The organism is Vagococcus changpingensis (genome assembly GCF_058211775.1).
In genome coordinates this window covers 25,785-50,290 of sequence record NZ_JBYVZB010000006.1, presented here as the reverse complement: position 1 = coordinate 50,290, position 24,506 = coordinate 25,785, and the positions used below count along the sequence as shown (strand labels likewise).

The following is a 24,506-nucleotide window of genomic DNA, read 5'->3' as shown; positions in this document are numbered from 1 at the left end:
TTTTTAGAGTGTTATGATGTTGGAGAGTTTTCTCCGAGTCTAGCTCGGTGCAGTCCTCTGTCTCTTGTGATAGAGGACTTGCGCTCATCATATAAAGTGCTTTTTTTATATCATCATTTATGATAAATGGTTATTATACATAAAAATGTTTCTTTGTATCCTCAAAAAGTTTGAGTTTAGAAAGAAGCATTTTTTAAAAATTAAAATGACGTTATTTAAGGAAGGCAGTAAAATGAAAAATCCCTTAATTGAATTAAATAATATATCCTTCCAATATTATGGACAGGAACATAAAGCGTTAAATGATGTATCACTTACCATTAATAAAGGTGAATGGGTAGCGTTAATTGGTCATAATGGGTCAGGTAAGTCTACTTTAGCAAAAACCATTAATGGTTTAATCTCACCGGAATCTGGCGAAATAAAAGTTAATGGAGAGTTGTTAACGGAAGAAAATATTTGGGACATTCGTAAAATGGTTGGTATGGTGTTTCAAAATCCAGATAATCAATTTGTTGGCTCAACAGTTGAAGATGATGTAGCCTTTGGTTTAGAAAATCAAGGAATTCCTCGTGATGAAATGATTGTAAGGGTCAACAACGCGCTTGAGAGAGTTCGTATGTCTGATTTCAAGATAAAAGAGCCAGCTAGACTATCAGGTGGACAAAAGCAACGTGTTGCTATTGCAGGGGTGATTGCTTTAGCACCTGACGTGATTATTTTAGATGAGGCAACCTCCATGCTTGATCCACAAGGTAGACAAGATGTGATTGAAACGATTCGTGCATTGAAAGAAGAAACAAATTTAACAGTTATTTCGATTACACATGATATTGATGAAGCTGCTTATGCTAATCGTGTTCTTGTGATGAAGCAAGGTGAGATTATCCATGAAGGAACACCGGAAGAAATATTTTCTCATGGTGAGGCATTAATTGGGATGGGGTTAGATATACCATTTCCAGAAAAATTAAAAGCGTCATTGCGTAAAAAAGGAATTAATGTGCCAAATGAGTATTTGACAAGGGAAGGATTGGTGGAATGGCTATGGACATACGGTTTGAGAAAGTAGATTTTACATATCAACCTAATAGCCCATTTGAGCAACGTGTTTTGTTTGATATTAACTTAGACATTCCAAGTAATAGCTACAGTGCGATTGTTGGTCATACTGGTAGTGGGAAATCAACCTTGTTGCAACATTTGAATGCATTACTAAAACCAACAAGTGGGAAAGTATATATTGGAGACCGAGTGATTACTCCTGAGACTAGCAATAAAAATTTGAAGCCAATTCGTAAAAAAGTAGGAATTGTGTTCCAATTTCCTGAATCACAATTATTTGATGAAACAGTTGCTTTGGATATAGCCTTTGGTCCGAAAAATTTTGGTGTGTCTGAAGAAGAAAGTGCACGTTTAGCTAGTGAGATGTTAGAGCTTGTTGGTCTAGATGATAGCTATCTTGAGCGCTCCCCGTTTGATCTTTCAGGAGGACAAATGCGACGTGTGGCCATTGCGGGAGTTTTGGCAATGGAACCTGAAGTGTTGATTTTAGATGAGCCAACAGCTGGACTTGATCCTAAGGGTAGAAAAGACATGATGGATATGTTTTATCGTCTACATAAGGAAAGAGGGATTGGCATTATCTTAGTGACGCATTTAATGGATGATGTGGCTGAGTATGCTGATTTTATGGTGGTTCTTGAAAAAGGAAAAATCCAAAAACAAGGACATCCACGTGATATTTTCAATGATGTAAAATGGTTACGTGAAAAACAATTAGGTGTTCCAACAGCGACAGAATTTGCTTTTGATTTAATGGCAAAGGGCATGGAATTTAGTCGCTTGCCACTAACCGCAGAAGAATTATCTGACGAGCTTTTACCGATTCTTGAAAAAAGGCAGGTACTCTCAGATGATGAATAAATTAATTTTGGGTCGATACATACCAGGTAACTCAGTGGTTCATCGTATGGATCCTCGTGCCAAATTAATCGCTAGTTTTTACTTTATTGGGATTATCTTTATTTGTAATAACTTTTTATCATTTGGTGTGATGTTTGCTTTCACGCTATTTTGTATTTGGTTATCAAAGATTAAACTAAGTTTCTTCCTTAAAGGAGTGAAACCATTAATTTGGTTGATTTTATTTACAGTGGGACTCCAGGTACTCTTTACGCGTGGGGGACATGTGTACTTTGATTGGGGTTGGATAAGCATTAGCCAATTCGGTTTGGTCAATGGGTTCTTTATCTTTACACGTTTTGTGTTGATTATTTTTATGTCGACACTTTTAACGCTAACCACACCCCCATTATCACTTTCAGATGCGATTGAGTATTTGCTTAGACCGTTGGAAAAAGTAAAATTTCCAGCGCATGAAATTTCATTGATGTTATCTATTGCGTTGCGTTTTGTGCCAACGTTGATGGATGAAACAGAAAAAATCATGAATGCGCAACGCGCTCGTGGGGTTGATTTTGGCGAAGGAAACTTAATGGATAAGATGAAAGCTATTGTGCCACTTCTGATTCCGTTATTTGTAAGTAGTTTTAACCGAGCTGAAGAATTAGCGATTGCGATGGAAGCACGTGGTTATCGTGGTGGCGAAGGCCGTACGAAATATCGTGTTCTAAACTGGAATAAAACCGATACACTAGCTATGTTGTCATTTGTCGTATTGACGATTGTACTGGTACTAGTTAGAAATTAAGACATTAAAAGCGAGGACTTGTGCCTCGTTTTTTCATTGGAAAAAATAAAGGAGATAAAGTGAATGACAAGATATAAAGCCATTATTAGTTATGATGGAACAAACTATGCGGGATTTCAGATTCAACCTAATGCTGTGACCATCCAAGAGGTCATAGAAGCCACTCTAAAGCGATTAAACAGTGGAAAGCCTGTGACAATCCATCCGTCTGGTAGAACGGACTCAGGGGTTCATGCAGTCGGTCAGGTGATCCATTTTGATTTGCCACAAAAACGAGAGGTTGAAAAATTACGTTTTGCACTGGATACTCAAACACCAGAGGATATTAGTATTTTATCGATTGAAGAAGTGACAGAAGATTTTCATGCGAGATACTTGGCGACAGGTAAAGAATACCACTATCATGTTGATACAGGTAAATCTCCCAATCCATTTAAACGATTGTACGCAGCACACTATCGTTATGAGCTTGATTTAGAGTCTATGAGGCGTGCCGCACGTTTTATTGAAGGAGAACATGACTTTAGCGTGTTTTGCGCGACAGGAAGTTCTGTGGAAGATAAGACGCGAACTGTTTACAGTGTGACAATAGAAGAAGTTGGCGAAGATGAATTATTATTTATTTTTAAGGGAAATGGATTTCTATATAAAATGGTTCGCATGCTTGTCGGGACGTTATTAAAAATAGGGAATGGACAACTGCCAGAAGACGCTATACAACGTGCCCTAGCGAACCAAGACAAGAAAATGACAGGACCAACTGCTCAACCAGAGGGGTTATTTTTAATGAAAGTCGATTATAACGGCGAGAAAAAGTGTCATAAATAATATGAATTTTGTTGACATATCAACAAAATAAGGATAATATGGTTAGTGGTATTGTTTGCCCCACGATGAGCCCCGGAAACTTATTGTGTTATGTCAAACAACAGAAGAAAATTGGAGGAAAAACACCCATGCGTACAACATATATGGCCAAAAATGGCGAAGTAGATCGTAAATGGTATGTAGTGGATGCAACAGATGTTCCTTTAGGACGTCTATCAACAGTTGTAGCATCTATCTTACGTGGAAAAAATAAACCAACATTCACACCACATGTGGATACTGGTGATTATGTAATTGTAATTAATGCTGATAAAGTAAAATTAACTGGTAAAAAAGCAACTGACAAAGTATATTACCGTCACAGCCAACATCCAGGTGGTTTGAAATCTATCACTGCTGGTGAACTACGTGATAAAAACTCTCGTCGTTTAGTTGAGAATTCTATCAAAGGTATGTTACCAAAGAATACTTTAGGACGTAAACAATGGTCTAAATTATTCGTTTATGGTGGAAGCGAACATCAACAACAAGCTCAAAAACCAGAAGTATTAGACATTACAAACCTAATTTAAGGAGGAAAATAGATTGGCTAAAGTACAATATATCGGCACAGGCCGTCGTAAAAAATCTGTTGCTCGCGTACGCTTAGTACCTGGAACAGGTAAAGTAGTTATGAACAACAAAGACATCGAAGAATATATTCCACATGCTGATTTACGTGAAGTAATTATGCAACCTCTTGTTTTAACTGAAACAAAAGGCGCATATGACGTTTTCGTAAACGTTAATGGTGGTGGATATGCAGGACAATCTGGCGCGACTCGTCATGGTATTGCTCGTGCATTATTACAAGTAGATCCTGACTTCCGTGGAGCTCTTAAACGTGAAGGATTATTAACACGTGACGCTCGTATGGTTGAACGTAAAAAACCAGGTCTTAAAAAAGCTCGTAAAGCATCTCAATTCTCAAAACGTTAATTCGTTTTTATACAGAATACCAAAGCACTCTCCGTTTTTGGAGGGTGTTTTTTTTATTAGCAGTCGAGACTAATGCGTTTATTATTTTAAGTGCATATGCGTGAAAATTATATGCTATTATAAAATAGAACATATTAAAGTATTTCGGTAATTTAGTAAAACTAATTTGTATCCTAGATATTAAATGAATAAGATGAGGTTGTGATAAGGTTGTCAAAAACATTAATTAAAAGTAAATATAGAGTACAAAAACATGGAGAGGTTTTTACACCTGGATGGATGGTCGAACAGATGTTGGATTCTCCTAGAATAAAAGATGCAAGTGAAGATTTGAAAGCCACTTTTTTGGAACCATCTGCAGGTGAAGGGATTTTTTTATCTTCTATTCTAAGCCGAAAGTTAGAAATGGTTGAAGAAAAATATTCAGAAAGTTTGATACGATATGAAAATTACTCTTTATATGCCTTATCAACAATATATGGTGTTGAGCTATTAGAAGATAATGCTCAAATGTGTGTGATGAACCTGTATGAAGTTTATAAGGAGCATTATTTAAAGGTTGCTCAAAAATTTGGGGAGTTTTGTAAAGAAGAAGTTAATTCAAGTGCAAAAACAATTATTTCGGCTAATATTACACAAGGTAATTTTTTGACTAAATTAAAACCTGATGGAGAACAAATAGTATTCTCTGAGTGGAAAATAGTAAATGAACTAAGAAAAGATATTAATACTATAAAAATACTTCGGACAGAATATACTTTAGAAGATATTATGATAGGTAAAGAAAATGAGCCTGGTAGTGTTTATAAAAAACCAGAACAGTTAGGACAAATAAGTTTATTTGATTTGTGTGAAGAAGAAACGGAATTTTCAGAGAACAATACTAATGTTTATTATGTAGCTTCGCCAATAACGAATATTTACAAAGAGGAGACAGAGCAAGATGGATAGGGTGACATATTCTACATTTGAAAGAAAAGTAATTTATGCTTTTAGTATACTAAATGAAAATGGGAAACTCGATTATTATAATGGACTGGAAAAAATTGGAGATACGTCTATAGAGAGTATTAAAGCGGATTTAAGGGATAATAGTGATGATTTAAAGGAGGTTGCAAGAAAAAGAATCAAACAATATGCTGGAACCTCAGGATTACCTTATAAAATTGATGTTTCTAGACTAGCTATTAAGAAGGATAATACTTTTTTTAGAGATTATGATGTACATAGAGTATTACAAAGATCAGGTATTAAAAAAGAAGCGTTAGGTGAAGGTAATGAATGGTATAAGACAGATGTAGAGACAGTTGTCAAAGCGATAGAAGCTGTTGAAGATGGCAGAAATACTATTGATACAAATGAAAAAATAAAAGAAGAAAAAAAAATAGTCTTTCGTCCAGAACAATTAGAAGCTATCCAACAGACAAAAGAAGTATTTAAAAGTAAAAAAAGGATGCTTTGGAATGCTAAAATGAGATTTGGTAAAACTCTTTCAGCGTTACAAGTTATTAAAGAAGAAAAGTTTACAAAGACATTAATTATTACCCACAGACCAGTTGTTTCTGATGGATGGTTTGAAGATTTTAATAAAATTTTTAATACAGAAGATAACTATATCATCGGTTCGAAAGGGCAAGGAGAAAGAATTGATTATTTAAAACAAATAGATACGCCATTTATATATTTTGCTAGCTTACAAGATTTAAGAGGTCTATCTGCTTTTGGTGGTAAACATACTACAGAGAATCAAACGGTAGCAGATATTGAGTGGGATTTTATTATCATTGATGAAGCACATGAAGGAACAAGAACAGAGATAGCCAAAAATGTTTTGGATATAATTGGGAAAAAAGCAAAAGTACTTGAACTATCAGGTACCCCATTCAATATATTAGATGATTATGAAGAAAAGCAAGTTTTTACTTGGGATTATGTGATGGAACAAGAGGCTAAGTATAATTGGATGATAGAACATCCTGAAGAACCTAACCCATATGAGATGTTACCTAAGATGAATATGTATACTTTTGAGTTACAAGATAAATTTAAAGACAAGACCTTTGTCAATATAGAAGATAAAGCATTTAACTTTATGGAATTTTTTAAAGTAAATGATAGTGGAAAATTTGTTTATGAAAATAAAGTAACTGTGTTCCTATCTGAAATCACAAGAGATAGTAAGAAAAATAATTACCCTTATTCAAAGGAAGACTTCAGGAATAATTTGAGACATACATTATGGCTACTTCCAAGTGTAGCAAGTTGTAAAGCTTTAAAAGAATTGATGGATAGGCATCCTATATTTAAAGAATATTCAATTATTAACATTGTTGATGATGGTATTGAGGATGATAGGGACGGTGGTGCTATTGATAGTGATTTGGAAAGAGTTCGTACATTTATTACGGATGAACCACATAAAACGAAGACGATTACGTTAACTGTTAGAAAATTAACAACAGGTGTTAATATACCAGAGTGGACTGGTATTGTCTTCCTTAATAACACTAATTCACCATCATCATATCTTCAGGCGGCGTTTAGAGCACAAACACCGTTTTTTGATAAAGAGATGGGAATGAAAACGAATGCTTATATTTTTGATTTTGCTCCTGATAGAGCATTAACAGTAATGACAAGTGCAGCTAAACTAAACTCGGGAGTAGGAAAGAAAACTACAAAAATACAGAAAGAACAAATGCAGAAGTTTTTGAACTTTTTACCAATTTTAGGAGAAAAAGGAAATGGAATGGCTGTTTATAATGTTGATTCATTGTTAACAAAATTAAAAATTGTTTACGCTGAAAAAGCTGTTCGGACAGGATTTGAAGATGAGTCACTGTATAATGATGAATTATTAACTTTATCAGATATCGATTTGAAAGACTTCAAAGATTTACAGGCAATTATTGGATCTACTAATAATAGTAAAATGCCGAAGAAAATAGATGTGAATAAACAAGGATTAACTGATGAAGAGTATGATAAAGCTGAAAAGGCAAAAAAGAAAAAAATAAAGGAACTCTCTATTGAAGAACAAGAAGCTATTAAAAAGTTAAAGGAAGCCAAGAAACAAAGGAAGACCATGATTTCAATTCTAAGAGGAATATCTATCAGAATACCTTTAATGATTTATGGTATGGAAGTTGATATTCAAGACGAAGTGGATATAGATAAATTTGTTGATGAAGTTGATGAAGTGTCTTGGAAAGAATTTATGCCGAATAAAGTAACCAAGGAAATATTTAAGCGTTATGCACGATACTATGATAATGAAGTGTTTATTGAAGCTGGAAGAATTATTAGAAGTAAAGCGAAATCGTACGACACATTAGAATATACAGAAAGAACAGAAAAATTAGGACAATTATTTAGTACGTTTAAAAACCCTGATAAAGAAACTGTTTTAACGCCATGGCGAGTTGTCAATATGCAGTTGTCTGACACGATTGGAGGCTTATGTTACTTTGATGAAGAATATAGACATACTACTGTGGATGGTCAAAATATCATAAGATGGGTAGATAGAGATGTGACTGAAGAAGTTTATAGCGACGATACTAAAATTTTAGAAATTAATTCTAAAACTGGTTTATACCCATTGTTTGTTGCCACATCGTTGTTTTATAAAAAAAGAAATGATCTTAATAATGAACGGGCAGGTTCTTTTGATAAGTTTGATGAAGATGAAATAGTTCAAGACATTTTATTAAATAATGTTTTTGTATTAGCCAAAACTAAAATGGCCAAAACCATTACTCAAAGAACTCTAGCTGGGTATAATAATTGGAAAACAAATATTCATTTTATAGAAAACTTAACGTCATTGCTTAAAAAAAATATGGAAGATACGACTAAAATTATTAAAGGAGAATTTGATAATATGAAATTTGATGTGATAATAGGAAATCCTCCTTATAGTGAAAAAGATGGTGGTGCAGGTTCAAGTTCAACGCCACTATATAATTATTTCGTAGAAACTTCAAAAAAACTTAAACCTAAATATATGTCGTTCATTATTCCAACTAGATGGTATGTTGGAGGGAAGGGGCTTGATTCATTTAGGGATGAAATGCTTTCAGATACCCATATAAGAGAATTACATGATTGGCTAAATCCATCAGAGGTATTTCCTAATACAAATATTAGGGGAGGTGTATGCTATTTCTTGTGGGATGCTAACTATGATAATAAGACAAATAATGTTAGAGTAGTGACTTATGAGAATAACAAGAAGTTGAATGCATCAGTTAGACCTATTAAAACAGGAGATTTGGATATTTTGATACGTGAAGAAAAATCTGTAAATATTTTAAAGAAAGTATCTCTGGATGAACAGTTAACGGATTTTAATTCGTTAATGTCGGTAGTTTCTTCTCGTAAACCATTTGGATTAGGAGGAACTTTTGTTAAAGATAAGAAGTTTCACTTGAAAATTAATAATTTAAAGAATTCAATTAAATGTTATGGGAAAGGGGTAGTGGGGTATTTAGAAAGAGAAGATGTGGTTTCTAAGAGCGAATGGATTGATAAGTGGAAGGTGTTTACTGCACGGTCAAACAATGTTGGTACGGAATTAAATGATGATAATTTTAACACAATTATAGGTGAACCTAATACTGTATGTACGGAAACCTATTTAGTAATTGGAGCAGATTTAGAATTAAATGAAAATTCAGCAACTAACCTTTCTAAATACTTACAAACAAAATTCTCAAGGTATTTACATAGCTTAGCCAAAGCAAGTCATGATGCAACCAAAAATACTTATCGATTTATTCCTTTACAAGATTTTGATTCAAATGAAGATATAGACTGGTCTAAATCTTCTCATGAAATAGATTTACAACTATATAAAAAATATCATTTAGATGATGATGAAGTAGCGTTTATTGAAATGAGAATTAAAGAGATATAATACTGGTGAATAATGATAGCTTTATATAATCAAAAAGGAGTATTTATTTATGGCGAAAAGTCAATTAATAAAAGATTTAGCAACAAATAAAATTAGTTTAGAGGAAGCTCTTCAAAGATTATTAGTAATAACCAGTGAGTTAAATAATGAAGAATTAAACAAATGGATATTAGGGGAATTGAATGGTTATTCTATTGAAACAGAATTGCCTTCTTATCGTAAAAATATTGCGAGTCATCTTGTTTATTCGGGTATAAATGGGCCTTATAAAGTGACAAATGTTGCACTTCCACTGAATTTTTTATCAGAAGATATTAGAGAAATTGTAAAACAGACGCCTTTAAGGACAAGTATAAGAGGAATTGAAAAGATGTTGGAACTAGACGGTAAACTAGGAATGGATTTAATGGATCTAGCAGGAGATATATACAAAAATACAGGGATTGGCTGTTATAAAATTTTTAAAGAGTATAGTAGAATTTCTATTGAAGAAGTAGTTAGTAATGTGAAAAATAAGTTGTTGTTGTTTCTGATAGATTTAGAAAAAGAATTTGGTAATTTAGATAATATGGATATAGATTTAGGTATAATAACAGATGAACAGTCTCAAAAAATAAAAAAGACTGTTAATAGAATTTATTATGATAATACGGATGAAATAATATGAGTCAAGAAATAAAAACTTTAATTGTAGGAGCGATAATCTCTTTAGTTTCAACTATAATAGGTCTATTTTCTCAAACTGTTTTACAAGCGCTACTAAAGAATAAAGGAAAGGTAAAAATTTATTATAAAAAGGTATATAGTAAATTTGACAGTCATTCTTGGGGGTTTAGAAAAGAAGGAGTATTCTCAGTTCCGTTATGGATTGAATTTCATAATACAAAAGAAAAACGAGAAATAATAAGAAATTTGAACTTACAATTGTTCTTGAAAGGTAAAAAGATTACAAATATGATCCAAATGTCAGGATATAATCAAGATGATGGAAAAGAGGTTAAATACGGCAATAATGGTGCATACTCATTTATATTAGAACCTACTTCGATTAGTAAGTATGACTTACATTTCATGATAAAAAAAGAAGATGTTGAAGGAAACTTTGATGAAGTGAAGCTATCATACTATGACTCTAAAGGTAAGTACCATCAAATTGCCTTTATAAAGATAGACAATCCATGGCAAATATCAAAAGAGCCAATTGATAGAGACTGGATTTGTTTGAAATGAGTGGGATGTAAATAATTTTGTATTCAACTAACATCTATCATTTTTTGGTTCAAATCGGTTCAAGTGATATCCATTTCAGTCCTTTTTGGTCCATTTCTATCATTTTTAATATTTTAAGAATATTGATACAAAGGGATTTATTGATGTTTGAAATGGATGAAAAGTAAAACTATATTTTTCAAAACGTTAATTCGTTTTTATACAGAATATCAAAACACTCTCCGTTTTTGGAGGGTGTTTTTTTGTTGAACATGGTTTTGTTTGCTTTGAATAGTATAATACAAAGTTATAGATTCGGACTAGCTTATTATCAATAAATGGAATCCATTTGGTGGTGGTAATGAGATTCAAGCATAATGGGATATATGCAAGATTAAAAAAAGTATCTGTCTATTTTCTATAGATTCCATTTGGTAAATTTGAAAAAGTTATTTTTAAATAAAGTAGTCATTTTTACAGATGATTTTGAAAATATTTTTTGTTTAGAACTTGTTAACGAGTTTAAAAAAGAAAAGAATGTAGCTAAGAAAATTTATCTTGGGTTTGATTAAGACAGTTAGCGTTCATCTGACTAGAGATGAATATATTATGATTATGAAGTGTTTTAGAATTAAAGTATGAATTTAGAAAATTTTTTTACTATTAATTTAATAATATAAATTATAAGTATAAACTTAATACTCAAAGGTAAATAGCCAAAAGACATCGCCATTTGAAACGATGTCTTTTTTACTATAAAATCCAATGCTTATAGTCATTATAAATGCGACTTTACCAGCGTTTATTCGGTAATTCTTTTTACTATTAAAAGAACATGAAATTTATAGTTAATATTGTGAAAGTATAATTAAACTCATCTTTATTTCGTTGTATACGCTTTCTTTAGGTGCTACTATGATGGCAACTGAGAGGAGAATGAAAATGATAAAAAAGGCAACAGGAGTTATAGGTTTTGTGGCACTAGCGTTAAGTATACCAACCTCTGTGCAAGCGTGTACAACGGTGTTAGTTGGTAAAGATGCATCAGTTGATGGATCGACATTGATAGCAAGAAATGAAGACATGGGGACTGCTTGGGCTAAACATTTTTACGTTCGTCCTGAAAATTCAAATGAAAGAGAGTACGTTTCTAAAGGCAATGGCTTTAAAATGACATTACCTAAAGAGCAAATGAAGTACACAGCAACGCCGGAGTGGGATGATTCTGAAGGATTGTATGAGTCAGCAGGTATCAATAGTAAAAATATTACAATGAGTGCTACTGAATCAGCAACAACAAAAGAAAAAGTTTTAAAAATTGATCCTCATGTAAAAGACGGTATAGCGGAAGATTCTCTTGTGACTGTTGTATTACCTTATATAACATCGGCTAAGCATGGTGTTGAATACTTGGGGAATATTGTAAAAGAGAAAGGTTCTGCCGAGACAAATGGAATTATTTTCTCAGATAAAAACGATATTTGGTATATGGAATTATTGACTGGTCATGAGTGGGTGGCAGTACGTGTTCCAGATGATCAATATGCAGTGATAGCCAATACATTGTCCATTCAAAAAATTGATTGGGATGACAAAGATAATGTGATGTATTCAGAAGGGTTGAAAGACTTTATTAAAAAGAATAAACTAGCGGATAAAGTAGAAGATGTGTCGATTCGTGATGTGTTTGCAGACAAAGAGTCTGATGCTCAATACAATATTCCACGTACATTAATAGGACAGCAAATTTTAACGCCATCTGAATCAAAAAAATTAGATTTGAAAAATGATAGTTTTGATTTATTCAAAAAGCCAGATGACAAAGTTTCTGTGGCAAAAGTAGGATTTGTTTTAAGAAATCATTTTAATAATACTAAGAATGATACCTATACAGGAAGCAAACCAGAAGAGTTTCGACCAATCAACGTACCGAGAACAATGGAGTCGCATATCTTACAAGTTAGAAACGATGTGCCAGAGGAAATTAGCGGGATTCACTGGTTAGCAATGGGTGTGCCTGATACGAGTTCTTATGTACCGTTTTATTCAGGAATCACGCAAACACCTAAAGAATATCAAATGGGAACCGATAAGCCAGATACAGAATCAGCTTACTGGAATTATCGTATGACGAATGTTTTGACAGTTCCTTATTATGCAGAATTTAAAAATGATCAAGTGTTACCTGTGAGAAAAGAAGTTAGAAACCATTTGACACAAGAGATGAAAAAGACAGATAAAGAAGCTGAAAAAATCATCAAAGAAAATCCTGAAAAGTTACCAGACTACTTAAACGAACAAACAAAAGGTTTTTCTGATTATACTCTAAATCGATACAAACAGTTAAATCAAGAGTTAATCATTAAGAGTACCGAAAAAACAAAAGTTGAGCATAAGAAAGATTTATAAAAAAATAACTCCATGAAACCTATATTACTGTTTCATGGAGTTTTTCTGATTAATTATACTGATTCACATAGCTATCTGACCAAAAGTATTTCGCGATTTTTTGTCCTTGGTCGATTTTTGCCCATTGTTGGTCTTGGGTTAATTCATTTCCGCAATCACATGACGCAAATCCACATTGATGTGATAATAGTAATCTTTCTTTTGGTAAAATTTGACTCGCTTTTTCGAGTAATTGATAGGTTCTTGTTTCATCATCTAACGTAGCTGTTTTACTTGATAGCAAACCTAGTACAACCTCTACATCTTGTTTGTCTTTTAATACTTCCAATGCTGAAATATCTCCTGCACGTTCATCATCCCACTCTAAGAAGAAACGGTCATAATGTTGTTCACCTAAGAATTTTTTCGCAATCGTTTGGTAACTACCACCTGCAGCATGACGACTTTGATAATTTCCACGACAGTTATGTGTCCAAACTTTCAGTCCTAATGAATGACCAAAATCAGCCACTTCATTGTTAATGGCAATAAACGTATCAGCTAAATCTTCTAAACTTTCATTTCCTTCAGCGAAGAAACTATCTTGGTTATCTGACGAGAATAGTGTCCATAAACAATCATCAAATTGGACAATTTCACCACCAATTTCTTTAAACTCTGTTAGAAATTCTTTGTAAGCATTAATCAAACCTGTTTTCAAATCGTCTTGTGTTTTATAAACTTGTCCATCACCATATAATCCATTAAATACTGTTAATTCTGTAAAGGCATGAGCCGCTCCCCATACAGTTAATTTTGCTTGAGTATTACTAGCGTCTTCTTTTACTTCTTTAAAAATTTTAAGGAAGTTGTGGTTTTTACCGCTTAAAGGAGCAGTGATACGAATTCCGATATCTTTACGTGTTTCAAAATGAGCGCCGTCATGGTCTTTAAACGCATAACCGTGATCAGTGATAAAACGTTCGACACCACCTAATCCCCATAAGAAATCAAGATGCCATAATGCTTTTGAAAACTCTCCATCAGTCACAATATCAATCCCATGTTCAATCTGCTCTTTTACGACTTCTTTAATGGCTTTTGTTTCAACTTCTTGATAACCAGCAAAGTCTTCATAAAAAGGATAGGTAATATCGTCACGCGCCTCGATTTGTTCTTTGTATGCTAATAATTCTTTTGGTCTTAGTAATGATCCAACTAATTGAAATTTTGATCGTGTCATAAATAATCCCTCCGTTTTTTAAGTGTTGAAAGTATTGTAGCAAGATTAAAGAAAAATAGATAATATAGAATAATTTAGTGATATAATAGGTAAAAACTATAACATAAGGAGGTCGCTATGCGCATCCAACAGTTAGAATACTTAGAAAAAATAGCGGAAACAGGTTCTATTAATGAAGCTGCTAAGCAGTTGTTTATCAGTCAACCAAGCTTATCACAAGCGATGAAAGAACTAGAAAAAGAGTATAATATTCAATTGTTTTACCGTAGTAAGCTGGGGATTACCTTAACGAGTGAAGGGCGAGAGTTTATGAATTATTCTCGTATGGTGCTTGACCAAGTGAATTTGTTGAATGGACGGTTTAAACAAGATACAGCCCGTAAGAGAACATTTAGTGTATCTGCACAACACTATGCGTTTGTTGTACACGCGTTTGTCGAATTGGTAAAAGAAGTCGGTAAAGATGAATATCACTTTACTTTACGAGAGACCATTACGGAAAATGCACTAAATGATGTTCAGACATTTCGTAGTGAGCTAGGTGTGATTTATTTGAATGACTTTAATAAGACAGTGTTAAAGCGATTGATTTCAGAAAAAGATTTGATGTTTGTGCCACTTTTTGATGCCAAACCCCATGTGTTTGTTGGACGTGATAATCCATTAACTAAAAAATCGCGATTATCTTTAGAAGATTTGGAAGAATATCCCTATTTATCCTATGAACAAGGAGAAACAAACTCATTTTATTTTTCTGAAGAGATACTTAGTACACTCCCACATAAAAAGCATATTCAAATTAGTGACCGGGCAACGATTTTTAATCTAATGATTGGGTTGAATGGATATACGATTAGTTCCGGAATCATCAGTAGTGAGCTAAATGATGAAAAGATAGTAGCGATTCCACTTGATGTGGATGAAACGATGACGTTAGGGTATTTACGCCATAAAAAAATTGAGTTAAGTCAAGTGGCGCAAACATATATTGAGTTGTTAAAACAACACATAAGACATTTTGGTTTCGATGTGTATGAATAATGATAAAAATTGTGTGAATAAAACGAAGGTATGTTAGACTATTAACCATTAATTAGGAGGAATGAGAATGAAAAAGAGAGGGATTTTGTTAATTAATTTGGGGACACCAAAAGAAGCAACACCACAGGAAGTAAAAAAATACTTACGGGTATTTTTATCGGATAAACGAGTTATTAAGACGCATCCACTAATATGGCAACCTGTTTTACAAGGAATTATTTTAAATACGCGACCTAAAAAATCGGCTGAGTTATATCAATCCATCTGGACGAACGAAGGATTTCCGTTATTAAATTATACATTGGCTCAACGGGATAATGTGTCTAAGTTATTTCCTGATTGGGAAGTAGAGATAGGGATGTCTTATAGTGAGCCAACAATCGAGCAAGCATTAGATAGTTTGCTTCAAAAAGGAGTAGAAGATTTAACGATTATACCAATGTATCCACAATATTCTGGTACAACAGTGGGATCCGTTTTTGATAATGTAATGCGATATTTTATTGGGACGGACAAGATTATCACGATGCGATTTATTCGCTCTTATTTTGATAATGAGTTATATATTTCCTATTATGCTGAAAAAATCAAAGAAAGCTTGTTGCATCATAAGGTTGATGCAGTCGTGTTATCTTATCATGGTATTCCAGTTTCATATGTATCAGATGGGGATACTTATCCCAAAGAGTGTGAGATAACGACGCAAAAAATCAAAGAAAAAGTTGGGGGTGATGTGTCGTTTATTCAGACTTATCAATCAAAATTTGGACCAAATGAATGGCTAACACCAGCAACAGATGTGACGTTAAAAGATTTACCAAATCAAGGGATAGAAAATGTACTAGTTGTCGCACCAGGGTTTGTGGTAGATTGTTTGGAAACGATAGAAGAATTAGAAGAAGAAAATAAAGGATACTTTTTAGAAAATGGTGGTAAGGAGTTTATTTATCTACCACCGTTTAATGCTGATATGGCTTTTGCGGAAGTTGTTAAAGACATAATAAACAAGTAATAGAAGGAGGTTATTTATGGGTGTAACATTTTCATATGCCGTACACGAAGAGTTACCAAAAATTATAGATATATACAATCAAGCTGTATCAACACGTATTTCAACAGCTGATACATCTCCTGTAACTGTGGAATCGAAAATCATTTGGTTTGAGTCATATAATCAGACGACACGTCCAATATGGGTGATGAAAATAGAAAATAATATCGTAGGTTGGGTAGCCTTGGAAGATTTTTATGGAAGGCCGGCATTTAAATCGACGGCTGAAATTAGCTTGTATATAGATGAAAACTATCAAGGACAAGGATTAGGACAGCAAGCATTAGATTGGGTATTTTCACAATTAGAGAACTGTGAAGTCACAACTGTCATGGCATATGTATTTCATCATAATGAAGCCAGTCAAAAATTATTTTTTAAAAATGGGTTTGAACGTTGGGCACATTTACCTAGTATAGCCAATATGGATGATGAATTGTATAGTTTGGATATATTAGGGCGAATATTTAGTCATTGATAAATAATAAAAATCGCATGGGTTTGATCCACCATACGATTTTTATGAATTGGGTTGTCATTGATGGTATGAGCCCTATTGTGAGTGTTATTATACTTGTAAGAATACGGTTTATTTAAGAATAGTAGTTACTCCACTTTAAAAGGCTTTCCAAATTCTTGTGTTAAATCAATAATTTTTTGATTGAATGTTGTCTGAAATGTATTAGATTGATGAATGTGTTTATTTACTATAAGACTTATGTAGATTTGTGGGGGTTGATCAATTTCAACTTTAACTAATCCTGAGTGATCTCGTACTAAAATATCACTTAAAAAGGCTATCATGTTTGTAGAGCTAGTTATAGAAAGTGCTGTTTGAATTTCTTTTGTGTAAATCGTCTGAATAGAATTTAAATGGTGAGAGCGAACCCAGTCATCAAAAATACGGTGATGCATGTAGCCTTTCTCAAGTGAAATAAACACATCTTCCTTACAACTTGTAGGGGAGATTTTTTTTTTGGTAGAAAGAGGGTTACTTTTTGAAACCCATAAAGCCATGTCTTCTTGTTTTAAAGGAATTTGGATGAGTGAGTTATCGTTGAATGTTGGTTCGTCACTCCCAATAATCGCAATAGGAACCTTACCAGTTTTAACTAGTTCTAACATCGTGTCGGAACTTTCTTCTTCAATAAATTTCATTGAGGAAGAAAATTTCTCTAAATGAGGTAAAAGGTGGGACATAAAATATCCACCGATTGTTGGTAAGAAACCAAAATAGACGATTTGATGTTTAAAATCATGAATCTCTTCTTCAGCTTGTTCAACTGACTTTAAAATTTGATGAGAATAACGATATAAAATGTCACCGGTTTCAGTCAAACTAAGCTTCTTGTGAATTCTTTTTCTATCAATTAGAACGGTATCTAGTTCGTTTTCTAATCGTTTTATAGCCATTGAAATAGATGGCTGAGAAACGTAAAAGTGTTCGGCTGTTGCTGTGAAGCTAAGTGTATGAGCTAAGTGATTAAAGTATAATAAATCTTTTAAATTCATGAGAAACCCCTTTCAAACATTGTGAAAAAACACTCATAAGTAAAATGTATATAAACGCTATTTACATAAGTAATAGTTATAATACCATAAGCAAAAAATATTATCCAAAGAATGGTTCTCATGCTATATTAGTCTTAATAAAACGTTTACAAAACGAAAGAGAGTTGATTTTTATGAAGCAAATTAAACAACTTTTTTGGATTTTTTTATTTTCATTAATAGGTGAAGTGATATCTGCTTTACTATCCCAATTAATCGCAATTCCCGGAAGTGTGATTGGTATGGTGCTATTATTCTGTGCTCTTCATTTCAAATGGATTAAGATGGATCAAGTCAATGAAGTGGGAACATGGTTAACAAATAATATGGGAATCTTTTTTGTCCCTGCCGGTGTTGGGTTGATGTCAAACTTTGGCGTGCTAGCCAATACATGGTGGCAATTACTTGTTATTATGGCGATTACCACCATGTTAATGATGGGGGTTGTTGGACGCATTGTCCAAGCTATTAAGTCCAAAGAATTGAAAGCGCAAACAAATACAACAGATTCTCTTGAAGAAATTGAGGTGGAAGTTGATGTTATCTAATGTGTTAGAAAGTCCGTTTTTATGGATTAGCTTGACAGTAGGCTTGTATTTATTAGCAGGACAATTAAAAGAGAAATGGCCAAAGAATCCCTTATTTACACCATTAGTATTTGCGATTGTCACGCTTATTTTAATACTCGTTTTTATGGATATTCCACTAGATACTTATAAAAAAGGTGGACAGTTTTTAAGCCTCTTTGTCACACCAGCAACAGTGGCGTTAGCCATTAAGTTAGAACAAAATTTCGTGTATTTGAAAAAATATTATCCAGCGATTTTAACCGGGATTTTTAGCGGTGTTATTTTTCACACTATGATGATTTATGCGTTTAGTTTGTTATTTGGATTTGAACGAGAGATGGGCGCAACATTGATACCAAAATCTATTACGACAGCGATTGCTGTGGGTGTATCGGATTCATTAGGAGGTATTGTCTCATTAACGGTTGCGGTAGTAGTATTTACAGGGGTTATTGGAGCCATGATGGGACCAACGATTTTTAAATGGTTTAACATCACAGATCCAGTGGCTCAAGGCGTCGCACTAGGTAGCTCATCTCATGCTATGGGAACAGCAAAAGCAATTGAACTGGGAGAGGTTCAAGGCGCAATGTCTGGCCTTTCAATCGTGGTAACAGGGTTAACGGTCGTAGCATTAGCACCATTTACTGTACCAGTCACCAATATTTTATTTTAATTAGAAAACAACACTTAAAAAAACGTTTAAAAAGGATGAAAAAACATGACAGAACAACAAACATATAACGCACCAACAATTGAGCAAGAAATCGACGTAATTAGTACATATAGATTAGAAGAAGCAGCAAGTAAAGTCGTTCCTAAAGGTGGATTTGACTATATTTCAGGTGGTTCAGGAAAAGAATTTACGCTACAACGTAATGACGAAGCATGGTTAAGTAAAGGGATTTTACCTCGTGTATTAGCTGGCGTCGAACACCCAGATACCTCAACAAAAATTTTCGAACATGACTTGAAAGTACCATTTATTATGGCTCCGATTGCAGCTCACGGATTAGCTCATGCAACAAAAGAAGCAGGAACAGCTAAAGGAATTTCAGAATTCGGTGGAACCATTATGTCAATTAGCGCTTATTCTGGTGCGACGTTTGAAGAAATTGATGCTGGTTTAAATGGTAATACACGTTGGTTCCAAATCTATATGAGTAAAGACGAAGAGATGAATAAAAACATCCTAGATGAAGCAAAAGCAGATGGTGCAACAGCCATTATTTTAACAGCAGATGCAACATTGAGTGGTAACCGTGAACGTGACTTAGAAAATAAATTTGTTTACCCATTTGGTATGCCAATTGTTTCTCGTTACTTAACAGGTTCTGGAGAAAACATGTCACTAAATAACATTTACGCTCAATCAAAACAAAAAATTGAACCAGCCGATGTGAAGTTTATTGCGGAGTACTCTGGTTTACCAGTATTTGTTAAAGGAGTGCAAACACCAGAAGATGCTGTATTAGCAATTGGTGCTGGAGCAGCAGGTATTTGGGTATCAAATCACGGTGGACGTCAATTAGATAATGCGCCAGGCTCGTTTGAAGTGTTAGCTGACATTTCAGAAGCTGTAGCAGGACGTGTGCCAATCGTATTTGATAGTGGTGTTCGTCGTGGAGAGCATATCTTTAAAGCACTAGCAAGTGGAGCAGATATCATTGCTCTAGGTCGTCCAGTATTATTTGGTTTGGCTTTAGGTGGATGGAAAGGTGTTAAATCTGTTTTAGAATACTTTGAAACAGACTTAAAACGTGTGATGCAATTAGCAGGAACACAAACAATTGAAGATGTCAAACATGCACGATTATATGATATGAAAAAATAGTATACGCACTTTAAACCATCTAACTAAGTTATATTAGGTAGATGGTTTTTTATTATTAAAATTTTATTTAGGTAGGTGTGTTTCAGTATAATGATAAGAGCTATTACTTTCATTTTTTTAAATCAGGAATATACGTTAACTAAATTAATGTTGTTGTTTTATTAATTTTATGATAGATGATAGGTTGAAATATATATATCAGACTTATGGTGTATTTATCTAGTGTAAATTCGGAAGGGAGTTTTCTGCTTTGCGTCTTTCTATCATTATTAGTATAATACCAAGTGACTTAGTAAAAGGATTTAGAACGGAGAAACTGATATGACAACCAATTTTTGGCAAGATTTACCAAAGCCATTTTTTATTTTAGCTCCGATGGAAGATGTGACGGATGTGGTATTTCGTCATGTGGTGAAAAAGGCAGGAGCACCAGATGTATTTTTTACCGAATTTACTAACTCGGATAGTTTTTGTCATCCGGATGGTAAAGAAAGTGTTCAAGGGAGATTAGTCTTTGAAGAAGACGAGCAACCTATTGTGGCACATATCTGGGGAGATAATCCAGAATATTTTAGACAGATGAGTAAAGAATTAAAAGAGATGGGATTTAAAGGCATTGATATTAATATGGGATGTCCGGTTCCTAATGTGGCCACACGAGGGAAAGGCAGTGGATTAATTTTACGTCCAGATGTAGCAGCTGAATTAATCGCCGCAGCAAAAGAAGGTGGACTACCAGTTAGTGTGAAAACACGTATAGGGTATCATTCGCAAGATGAGATGATTGATTGGTTGGCACATATTTTAAAACAAGACATCGCTAACTTGTCGATTCATTTAAGAACACGGGATGAAATGAGTAAAGTACCTGCTAAGTGGGAATTAATTCCAGAAATATTAGCATTAAGAGATGAGATTGCTCCTGATACACTCATTACCATTAATGGTGATGTGCTTGATCGACAGATGGGGCTTGAGTTAGTCGAAAAATATGGTGTGGATGGTGTCATGATAGGAAGAGGGATATTCAAAAATCCCTATGCCTTTGAGAAAGAACCTAAAAATCATTCAACAGAAGACTTATTAGGGCTATTGAGACTTCAATTAGACTTACAAGATGAGTATGCTAAACAAGTGCCACGTTCCATTGTTGGTTTGCATCGATTCTTTAAAATTTATGTTAAAGGCTTTCCAGGAGCCAGTGATTTACGTGTTAGTTTGATGAATACCAAATCAACAGATGAAGTACGTGCCTTATTGGATACCTTTTTTCAAAAAGATAATTAAATAATCATTAAAAGACAGTGTTTCTTAACTTTAAGAAACAGTGTCTTTTTTAAGTGTTTAGGTTGTTTAGGAAAAAAGAAAAGTGTTTAAACAGTATAATTTACCTAAAAGCCTTTTGTAACCGCATTCTATTGTTTTGAAAGTTGGCATCATACTTGCTTATATAAAAGTGAAGAGGTGAAAAGAATGGAGAGAAGTTATTTAATTGCCACACATGGCAAATTTGCTAGTGGGTTACAAAACTCGTTGAACATCTTAACAGGTAGTGGAGACAACGTCCAAGTAATAGATGCTTATGTCACGGATGATGATTACACACCGGAAGTTCAACAATTTATTCAAGAGGTTAGTGAAGATAGTCAGGGAATTGTATTCACAGATTTATATGGTGGAAGTGTGAATCAAAAAATCGCAGCAGAAATTATGACGTCAGGGAAAGACAATATCATGTTGGTATCAAATTCAAATTTAGCTATTATTTTATCCATTATGTTCCATGAAAATACTGGCATGTTGTCAAAAGAAGAGGTATTAGCTGCAATTCAAGAATCACAGGTTCAACTGGTTTCAACCACAATAGAAGAAGAGGACGATATTTTTTAGGAGGAGAAAAGATGATTACACAAATTAGAGTAGATGACCGATTAATCCATGGACAGGTAGCAGTTGTATGGACAAAAGAATTAAATGCCCCACTTTTAGTAGTAGCAAATGATGAGGCGGCAAAAAATCAAGTGATGCAAATGACATTAAAAATGGCTGTACCAAATGGGATGAAGTTGTTAGTTCGTTCAGTAGATGATGCGATTGAATTATTTAATGACCCTCGCGGGAAAGATAAACGCATGTTTGTGATTGTGAACTGTGTGTCTGATGCGAATAAAATTGCACAACACGTCGATGCTGTAGAAACAGTGAACGTAGCAAATGCGGGTCGTTTTGATAAATCAGATCCAAAAGACAAAACAACGATTTTTCCAAGCGTGTTACTTAATCCAGATGAATTAACGGCTGCCAAAGAATTATCAGAGTTAGAACAGGTGGATAGCTACAATCAAGTTTTACCGACTAATCCAAAATTAGAATTGAAAAAAGCATTGAAAAATGTCTAAGGGGGATAAAAAATGTTAATGCATGCACTTATGGCAGGACTTAGTGTGTTTATCTGTTTTGCTGGTAACTATTTAACAGGTCAAAGTATGTTGGAACGTCCGTTAGTTGTTGGACTGGTAACAGGGCTATTGATGGGAGATTTAAAAACAGGTGTTTTGATGGGAGCAGCACTTGAAGCCGTGTTTATGGGAAATGTGAATATTGGTGGCGTGATTTCTGCCGAACCAGTGACAGCAACAACCCTTGCGACAACATTCGCGATTATTGCAAACGTTGAACAAAAAGCGGCAATTACACTAGCCATTCCAATTGGGATGTTAGCAGCGTTTGTGGTGATGTTCTTGAAAAATGTTTTGATGAATATTTTTGCCCCAATGCTGGATCGTGTTGCACGTGAAAATAATCAACGAAAAATTGTGGCACTACATTATGGGACATGGATTTTCTATTACTTTATTATTGCCGCGATTTCATTTGTTGGGGTCCTACTTGGAAGTGAACCTGTTGCCGTTATGGTAAACAACATTCCTCAAAATGTGATGAATGGTTTGAGTGCGGCAGGTGGCTTATTACCAGCTGTTGGGTTTGCGATGTTGATGAAATTGCTTTGGGACAATAAATTATCTGTCTTTTACTTATTAGGGTTTATTTTAACAGCTTACTTGAAATTACCAGCTGTTGCGGTGGCGGCTGTTGGAATTGTGATTTGTGTGATGATGGTTCAACGTGATGTACAAATGATGAATTTACCAACTACACAAGGAAAAGTTGCCAGTGGTGAAATGAGTAAAGAAGAAGAAGAGGAGGACTTTTTCGCATGAAACTAAAACAAGATATGTCAGTTGAAGATAAAAAAATGATGCGCTCAGTCTTTTGGCGTTCATGGACAATGAATGCCAGTCGTACAGGAGCGACACAATACCATGCGTTAGGCGTTATCTATACTTTACTTCCAGTCATCAATCGTTACTACAAAACAGAGGAAGAACGAGCAGACGCGATTGTCCGTCATACAACGTGGTTTAATGCTACCATGCATATTAATAACTTTATTATGGGTCTTGTGACTTCAATGGAAAAACAAAATAGTGAAGATGAGAATTTTGATGCAAGCTCAATCACTGCTGTTAAAGCATCATTGATGGGACCTTTATCAGGTATCGGAGATTCATTCTTTTGGGGTATTTTACGTGTCATTGCTGCAAGTATTGGGATTTCAATTGCCAGTACTGGATCAGTTATGGGAGCCATCGTTTTCTTAGCCCTTTACAATATTCCGGCTTTTATTATTCATTATTATGCTCTTTATACAGGTTATTCTGTTGGGGCCAACTTCATTCAAAAACTATATGAAAGTGGCGGTATGAAAATACTAACTAAAGCATCTAGTATGGTTGGGTTACTGATGATGGGAAGTATGACTGCTTCAACTGTAAAATTCAAAACGATTTTAGAAGTAACAGTCAGTGGTTCTGATCCAATTAAAATTCAAGATTACTTAGATCAACTATTTGTAGGGATTGTGCCATTAACTGTGACATTGATTACGTTCTGGTTATTACGTAAAAAAGTAAATATCAATGTTGTGATGTTTGGCATTATGATTCTTGGAATTATTTTAGGGTTACTTGGTATTTGTTAATCAATTTATTACACAATACATAGGGTTTTGGTAATAAATCATGACACATTAATCAGGTAAACTATGCTAAAATTTAACAAGCAAAGTAGTTGTGTGTCGTTATGTTATCGGTATGTAAGAGTGAAACGCATGGGCAATACG

Annotated in this window: 24 protein-coding genes; 22 read left to right on the top strand and 2 right to left on the bottom strand. The window is 34.1% G+C overall.

Annotated features, from left to right (window positions below):
- Window positions 1-232 precede the first annotated feature (232 nt).
- The 11 genes from AC37UB_RS09585 (at window position 233) to AC37UB_RS09535 (ending at window position 13,055) form a co-directional block, all read left to right on the top strand.
- Complete coding sequence (locus tag AC37UB_RS09585; RefSeq protein ID WP_117973928.1) at window positions 233-1,072, top strand: energy-coupling factor ABC transporter ATP-binding protein; 840 nt, start codon at window positions 233-235, stop codon at window positions 1,070-1,072.
- Entirely contained in the window at window positions 1,048-1,926 is an 879-nt protein-coding gene (locus AC37UB_RS09580) for an energy-coupling factor ABC transporter ATP-binding protein (protein ID WP_490685661.1), read from the top strand. The genes AC37UB_RS09585 and AC37UB_RS09580 overlap by 25 nt, the downstream gene beginning before the upstream one ends.
- A complete protein-coding gene (locus AC37UB_RS09575; protein ID WP_490685659.1) occupies window positions 1,916-2,713 on the top strand; it encodes an energy-coupling factor transporter transmembrane component T family protein in 798 nt (265 codons plus the stop codon). Before AC37UB_RS09580 ends, AC37UB_RS09575 begins: the two co-directional genes overlap by 11 nt.
- Before the next feature lie 63 nt (window positions 2,714-2,776).
- Window positions 2,777-3,541: a tRNA pseudouridine(38-40) synthase TruA gene (gene truA, locus AC37UB_RS09570; protein ID WP_490685658.1), complete on the top strand. Its 765-nt coding sequence runs from the start codon at window positions 2,777-2,779 to the stop codon at window positions 3,539-3,541.
- Between the two features lie 128 nt (window positions 3,542-3,669).
- The gene (gene rplM / locus AC37UB_RS09565) at window positions 3,670-4,113 is read left to right on the top strand and encodes a 50S ribosomal protein L13 (RefSeq protein WP_071457735.1); all 444 of its coding nucleotides are present in this window, start codon (window positions 3,670-3,672) and stop codon (window positions 4,111-4,113) included.
- A gap of 13 nt (window positions 4,114-4,126) precedes the next feature.
- Window positions 4,127-4,519: a 30S ribosomal protein S9 gene (rpsI, locus tag AC37UB_RS09560; RefSeq protein WP_071457734.1), complete on the top strand. Its 393-nt coding sequence runs from the start codon at window positions 4,127-4,129 to the stop codon at window positions 4,517-4,519.
- Between the two features lie 210 nt (window positions 4,520-4,729).
- A complete protein-coding gene (locus AC37UB_RS09555; RefSeq protein WP_490685657.1) occupies window positions 4,730-5,470 on the top strand; it encodes a methylase in 741 nt (246 codons plus the stop codon).
- Window positions 5,463-9,437 (top strand): Eco57I restriction-modification methylase domain-containing protein, encoded by a 3,975-nt coding sequence (locus AC37UB_RS09550; RefSeq protein ID WP_490685656.1) that lies wholly within the window; start codon window positions 5,463-5,465, stop codon window positions 9,435-9,437. Before AC37UB_RS09555 ends, AC37UB_RS09550 begins: the two co-directional genes overlap by 8 nt.
- Window positions 9,438-9,486: 49 nt before the next feature.
- On the top strand, window positions 9,487-10,104 hold the full coding sequence (locus AC37UB_RS09545) for an AbiTii domain-containing protein (protein ID WP_490685655.1): 618 nt from the start codon (window positions 9,487-9,489) through the stop codon (window positions 10,102-10,104).
- A complete protein-coding gene (locus tag AC37UB_RS09540; protein WP_490685654.1) occupies window positions 10,101-10,667 on the top strand; it encodes a hypothetical protein in 567 nt (188 codons plus the stop codon). Before AC37UB_RS09545 ends, AC37UB_RS09540 begins: the two co-directional genes overlap by 4 nt.
- A 921-nt stretch (window positions 10,668-11,588) precedes the next feature.
- On the top strand, window positions 11,589-13,055 hold the full coding sequence (locus tag AC37UB_RS09535; RefSeq protein WP_490685653.1) for a C69 family dipeptidase: 1,467 nt from the start codon (window positions 11,589-11,591) through the stop codon (window positions 13,053-13,055).
- 49 nt (window positions 13,056-13,104) lie between these two features.
- Here the strand turns inward: AC37UB_RS09535 and AC37UB_RS09530 are convergent, their stop codons facing one another.
- The gene (locus AC37UB_RS09530) at window positions 13,105-14,277 is read right to left on the bottom strand and encodes a cobalamin-independent methionine synthase II family protein (protein WP_490685652.1); all 1,173 of its coding nucleotides are present in this window, start codon (window positions 14,275-14,277) and stop codon (window positions 13,105-13,107) included.
- 117 nt (window positions 14,278-14,394) lie between these two features.
- Between AC37UB_RS09530 and AC37UB_RS09525 the strand changes: the two genes are divergently transcribed.
- The 3 genes from AC37UB_RS09525 (at window position 14,395) to AC37UB_RS09515 (ending at window position 16,847) form a co-directional block, all read left to right on the top strand.
- On the top strand, window positions 14,395-15,318 hold the full coding sequence (locus tag AC37UB_RS09525; protein ID WP_490685651.1) for a LysR family transcriptional regulator: 924 nt from the start codon (window positions 14,395-14,397) through the stop codon (window positions 15,316-15,318).
- A gap of 67 nt (window positions 15,319-15,385) precedes the next feature.
- Window positions 15,386-16,330 (top strand): ferrochelatase, encoded by a 945-nt coding sequence (gene hemH, locus AC37UB_RS09520; protein ID WP_490685650.1) that lies wholly within the window; start codon window positions 15,386-15,388, stop codon window positions 16,328-16,330.
- Between the two features lie 16 nt (window positions 16,331-16,346).
- Window positions 16,347-16,847 carry a GNAT family N-acetyltransferase gene (locus AC37UB_RS09515; protein ID WP_490685649.1) on the top strand — a complete coding sequence of 167 codons (501 nt, stop codon included), beginning with the start codon at window positions 16,347-16,349 and terminating at the stop codon, window positions 16,845-16,847.
- Between the two features lie 128 nt (window positions 16,848-16,975).
- Here AC37UB_RS09515 and AC37UB_RS09510 read toward each other — a convergent pair whose 3' ends face one another.
- The gene (locus AC37UB_RS09510) at window positions 16,976-17,881 is read right to left on the bottom strand and encodes a LysR family transcriptional regulator (RefSeq protein ID WP_490685648.1); all 906 of its coding nucleotides are present in this window, start codon (window positions 17,879-17,881) and stop codon (window positions 16,976-16,978) included.
- A 173-nt stretch (window positions 17,882-18,054) separates the two neighbouring features.
- Between AC37UB_RS09510 and AC37UB_RS09505 the strand changes: the two genes are divergently transcribed.
- From AC37UB_RS09505 to AC37UB_RS09470, 8 genes are all read left to right on the top strand, one after another.
- Window positions 18,055-18,468 (top strand): CidA/LrgA family protein, encoded by a 414-nt coding sequence (locus AC37UB_RS09505; protein ID WP_490685647.1) that lies wholly within the window; start codon window positions 18,055-18,057, stop codon window positions 18,466-18,468.
- Window positions 18,458-19,165 (top strand): LrgB family protein, encoded by a 708-nt coding sequence (locus AC37UB_RS09500; protein ID WP_241699598.1) that lies wholly within the window; start codon window positions 18,458-18,460, stop codon window positions 19,163-19,165. The genes AC37UB_RS09505 and AC37UB_RS09500 overlap by 11 nt, the downstream gene beginning before the upstream one ends.
- 45 nt (window positions 19,166-19,210) lie before the next feature.
- On the top strand, window positions 19,211-20,323 hold the full coding sequence (locus AC37UB_RS09495; RefSeq protein ID WP_241699599.1) for a lactate oxidase: 1,113 nt from the start codon (window positions 19,211-19,213) through the stop codon (window positions 20,321-20,323).
- A gap of 321 nt (window positions 20,324-20,644) precedes the next feature.
- The gene (locus tag AC37UB_RS09490; RefSeq protein WP_241699600.1) at window positions 20,645-21,610 is read left to right on the top strand and encodes a tRNA dihydrouridine synthase; all 966 of its coding nucleotides are present in this window, start codon (window positions 20,645-20,647) and stop codon (window positions 21,608-21,610) included.
- Between the two features lie 186 nt (window positions 21,611-21,796).
- Window positions 21,797-22,213 (top strand): PTS sugar transporter subunit IIA, encoded by a 417-nt coding sequence (locus AC37UB_RS09485; RefSeq protein WP_117973893.1) that lies wholly within the window; start codon window positions 21,797-21,799, stop codon window positions 22,211-22,213.
- An 11-nt stretch (window positions 22,214-22,224) separates the two neighbouring features.
- Complete coding sequence (locus tag AC37UB_RS09480; protein ID WP_241699601.1) at window positions 22,225-22,722, top strand: PTS sugar transporter subunit IIB; 498 nt, start codon at window positions 22,225-22,227, stop codon at window positions 22,720-22,722.
- A gap of 12 nt (window positions 22,723-22,734) precedes the next feature.
- Window positions 22,735-23,544, top strand: a complete 810-nt coding sequence (locus tag AC37UB_RS09475; RefSeq protein ID WP_241699602.1) for a PTS mannose/fructose/sorbose/N-acetylgalactosamine transporter subunit IIC — start codon at window positions 22,735-22,737, stop codon at window positions 23,542-23,544.
- Window positions 23,541-24,365, top strand: coding sequence for a PTS system mannose/fructose/sorbose family transporter subunit IID (locus AC37UB_RS09470; RefSeq protein WP_079346344.1), 825 nt, complete (start codon window positions 23,541-23,543; stop codon window positions 24,363-24,365). Before AC37UB_RS09475 ends, AC37UB_RS09470 begins: the two co-directional genes overlap by 4 nt.
- The last annotated feature ends 141 nt before the right edge of the window (window positions 24,366-24,506 follow it).

Bases quoted from the DNA above. Each gene is read 5' to 3' on its own strand.
- AC37UB_RS09475 (WP_241699602.1), top strand. From the start codon at position 22,735: ATGTTAATGCATGCACTTATGGCAGGACTTAGTGTGTTTATCTGTTTT.
- AC37UB_RS09550 (WP_490685656.1), top strand. From the start codon at position 5,463: ATGGATAGGGTGACATATTCTACATTTGAAAGAAAAGTAATTTATGCT.
- rplM (WP_071457735.1), top strand. From the start codon at position 3,670: ATGCGTACAACATATATGGCCAAAAATGGCGAAGTAGATCGTAAATGG.
- AC37UB_RS09540 (WP_490685654.1), top strand. From the start codon at position 10,101: ATGAGTCAAGAAATAAAAACTTTAATTGTAGGAGCGATAATCTCTTTA.
- AC37UB_RS09525 (WP_490685651.1), top strand. From the start codon at position 14,395: ATGCGCATCCAACAGTTAGAATACTTAGAAAAAATAGCGGAAACAGGT.
- AC37UB_RS09530 (WP_490685652.1), bottom strand. From the start codon at position 14,277: ATGACACGATCAAAATTTCAATTAGTTGGATCATTACTAAGACCAAAA.
- AC37UB_RS09500 (WP_241699598.1), top strand. From the start codon at position 18,458: ATGTTATCTAATGTGTTAGAAAGTCCGTTTTTATGGATTAGCTTGACA.
- AC37UB_RS09545 (WP_490685655.1), top strand. From the start codon at position 9,487: ATGGCGAAAAGTCAATTAATAAAAGATTTAGCAACAAATAAAATTAGT.
- AC37UB_RS09490 (WP_241699600.1), top strand. From the start codon at position 20,645: ATGACAACCAATTTTTGGCAAGATTTACCAAAGCCATTTTTTATTTTA.
- hemH (WP_490685650.1), top strand. From the start codon at position 15,386: ATGAAAAAGAGAGGGATTTTGTTAATTAATTTGGGGACACCAAAAGAA.
- AC37UB_RS09585 (WP_117973928.1), top strand. From the start codon at position 233: ATGAAAAATCCCTTAATTGAATTAAATAATATATCCTTCCAATATTAT.
- AC37UB_RS09505 (WP_490685647.1), top strand. From the start codon at position 18,055: ATGAAGCAAATTAAACAACTTTTTTGGATTTTTTTATTTTCATTAATA.
- AC37UB_RS09575 (WP_490685659.1), top strand. From the start codon at position 1,916: ATGATGAATAAATTAATTTTGGGTCGATACATACCAGGTAACTCAGTG.
- AC37UB_RS09470 (WP_079346344.1), top strand. From the start codon at position 23,541: ATGAAACTAAAACAAGATATGTCAGTTGAAGATAAAAAAATGATGCGC.
- AC37UB_RS09535 (WP_490685653.1), top strand. From the start codon at position 11,589: ATGATAAAAAAGGCAACAGGAGTTATAGGTTTTGTGGCACTAGCGTTA.
- AC37UB_RS09580 (WP_490685661.1), top strand. From the start codon at position 1,048: ATGGACATACGGTTTGAGAAAGTAGATTTTACATATCAACCTAATAGC.
- AC37UB_RS09510 (WP_490685648.1), bottom strand. From the start codon at position 17,881: ATGAATTTAAAAGATTTATTATACTTTAATCACTTAGCTCATACACTT.
- AC37UB_RS09495 (WP_241699599.1), top strand. From the start codon at position 19,211: ATGACAGAACAACAAACATATAACGCACCAACAATTGAGCAAGAAATC.
- AC37UB_RS09515 (WP_490685649.1), top strand. From the start codon at position 16,347: ATGGGTGTAACATTTTCATATGCCGTACACGAAGAGTTACCAAAAATT.
- AC37UB_RS09480 (WP_241699601.1), top strand. From the start codon at position 22,225: ATGATTACACAAATTAGAGTAGATGACCGATTAATCCATGGACAGGTA.
- truA (WP_490685658.1), top strand. From the start codon at position 2,777: ATGACAAGATATAAAGCCATTATTAGTTATGATGGAACAAACTATGCG.
- AC37UB_RS09485 (WP_117973893.1), top strand. From the start codon at position 21,797: ATGGAGAGAAGTTATTTAATTGCCACACATGGCAAATTTGCTAGTGGG.